We start from the raw sequence: 2185 nt of genomic DNA, 5'->3' as shown, positions 1-2185 counted from the left end.
AGTAAGTCGTATTTAATGAGTTTACCCAATAATTTTCGATAACTGCCATCGGCCTGTGCTAGAAATAGACTTTCAAGTAATTCTTTTAATCGAATATAGAAGACACTTTTTCCTTGTAAACAGTGCTCGTGACCCAAGGCACACGCGAGGTAGGTTTTGCCACAGCCTGTGGCGCCTGTAATTAATATATTCTGATGTAAACTCAGCCAGGTGCTTTGGCTGAGGCCGCGTATTTGTGCTTTATCTAGATTACGCTTCGGCGAGTAAATGAGTTGATTTAACTGACCCGGTACACGGAATTTTGCTTGTCGCACCAGTCGCTCTATTTTTCTTTGGTCACGCGTATCAATTTCATGCGTTAGCAATAAACTGACGCGCTCTATAAAGCTTTGTTCTTGATATAGGTTTGGCTGTTCAAGCTGCTGCTTGAGTGCTTGCTTTATACCCGATAACTTGAGCAATTGAAGTTGCTGATTAATTGTTTCTATCATGTTTGCATTCCTTAATGGTAGTAGTCTGTGCCACGTATGTTGCTGTGTGTAATTGGCTTTTCTGGCTCTGTTTGGAGTGTGGGTAATGGTTGTTGGTCTAACCCTTTTTGCAGCATTTGCTTAATAGATCTGTGTGTGGTCGTATTCATGCAAATTGCTCGGTAACATGCTCGCTCGAGGCGTTCTTTTGAATACGTTTTAGCTAAACTTAACACCCCTAAACAGGTGCGATAAGCTTGCTCTGGATGACGTTTGCTATTAAGCAATAATTCAACGACTTGATGAGTATAATCACCGATACTCAATGCCCATGAGCGTAAATTTATCGGTGACTGCTCATGCTGTTTTTGATGCGCCTTTGGCATATGATGTGTCTGTGTCGTATGTCCGCCTAAACGGTTTGAGCGAGGATGCTGTGCTATTAAAGTGCCGTCATAATAAAGCTGCACGAGTTGATTGGATATGTGTGCGCGTAATTGTTTTTTAACCCACAGATAAGGCACGCTGTAGTAATGTTTTTCTATTTCAACATGGTAATCAATATGCACACGTACTGTTTTGATTTGTGTATATTGATAGGGCTTTTCAGGCAATGGCTTTAATGCGTTTTTATCCACCATATCAAATAGCTGTTTGCGTGATTGTTGATATTGCTTCATCACCTTATTGTTCATCATATCCAGTAGCTTTGCTATTTCATGATTGAGTTGCGCTAAGCTGTGGAAGGTTTGGTTACGTAAGCGTGCCATGATCCAACGCTCAACAATTTGTACGCCGACTTCAGCCTTCGATTTATCTTTGGGTTTATAAGGTCTAGCCGGAATGACAGCAACGTTAAAGTACTCGGCTAACTGGTGGTACGTCGGATTTAAATCAGGCTCGTAGCGACAGGTTTTACTGACAGCACTTCTGAGATTATCGGGAATAACAACGTCAGGAACGCCGCCTAAAAATTCAAAGCAACGCGCATGACTCATTACCCAATCTTCAAGTTGCTGACTATACGTTGCTTCAGCATAGGTATAATTTGATGCACCTAGCACAGCAACGAATATCTGAGCAGTGCGCTTTTCTTGTGTCGTCGGACAAGTAATGGTAATTGTGGGGCCACAATAATCCACAAACAGCTTTTCACCCCCTTTATGCTGCTGACGCATTGAGAGTCGCTGCGTACCTAACCATTGTTTATAAGCTCGGCAGAAGTGACTGTAGCTGTAATAAGGCTCACCCACTTTTTCAAGTAACTCATCAAATACGAGCTGTAATGTTAGGTGTTTATGTTGTTTTAAGTCTTTATTGATATTTAACCAGTCAGGCGTTGGGTGTCTTTTTTTACGCGTTGAGAAGCGCTTGAGTTTGGTGTTGAAAAATGTATTTTGCTGTTTATCCTCTGGTATTGGCCATTGATTTAAGCCTAACTCATTGGCCTTTTTAAGGTAATTAGCCACAGTACCAGGTGAAATATTTAAACTTCTGGCAATCTCTCGATGGGATAATTGTGCTGAGTACTTCAGCCGTAAAATGGAATGTAATTTACTCATAGATATAGGTCTTGTTGTCATTGTTGTTATCCTCATCAAACGATTCAGATAACGGTTTAACACACCTACAAAAATGATAAAACGTGAACTCGGTTACGAGTGGTATTAAGCTTTGATCGGCAAAATCATTAAGAGCATAAAAGTGATCATTTA

2 protein-coding genes are annotated in these 2185 nt (G+C 40.8%); both read right to left on the bottom strand.

Going from position 1 to position 2185, the window contains the following annotated elements:
- A partial coding sequence (locus tag HC000_RS18140) for an ATP-binding protein (RefSeq protein WP_179808377.1) occupies window positions 1-491 on the bottom strand: 491 nt, incomplete at its 3' end.
- 11 nt (window positions 492-502) lie between these two features.
- Window positions 503-2053 carry an IS21 family transposase gene (gene istA / locus HC000_RS18135; RefSeq protein WP_008466912.1) on the bottom strand — a complete coding sequence of 517 codons (1551 nt, stop codon included), beginning with the start codon at window positions 2051-2053 and terminating at the stop codon, window positions 503-505.
- Window positions 2054-2185: the final 132 nt, after the last annotated feature.

Origin of the sequence: Pseudoalteromonas sp. MIP2626 (genome assembly GCF_013414205.1) — a bacterium.
Classification (GTDB): domain Bacteria; phylum Pseudomonadota; class Gammaproteobacteria; order Enterobacterales; family Alteromonadaceae; genus Pseudoalteromonas; species Pseudoalteromonas nigrifaciens.
Note: the sequence above shows the minus strand (reverse complement) of the source record. Positions and strands in the feature narration are given on the sequence as shown.

Bases quoted from the DNA above. Each gene is read 5' to 3' on its own strand.
- istA (WP_008466912.1), bottom strand. From the start codon at position 2,053: ATGACAACAAGACCTATATCTATGAGTAAATTACATTCCATTTTACGG.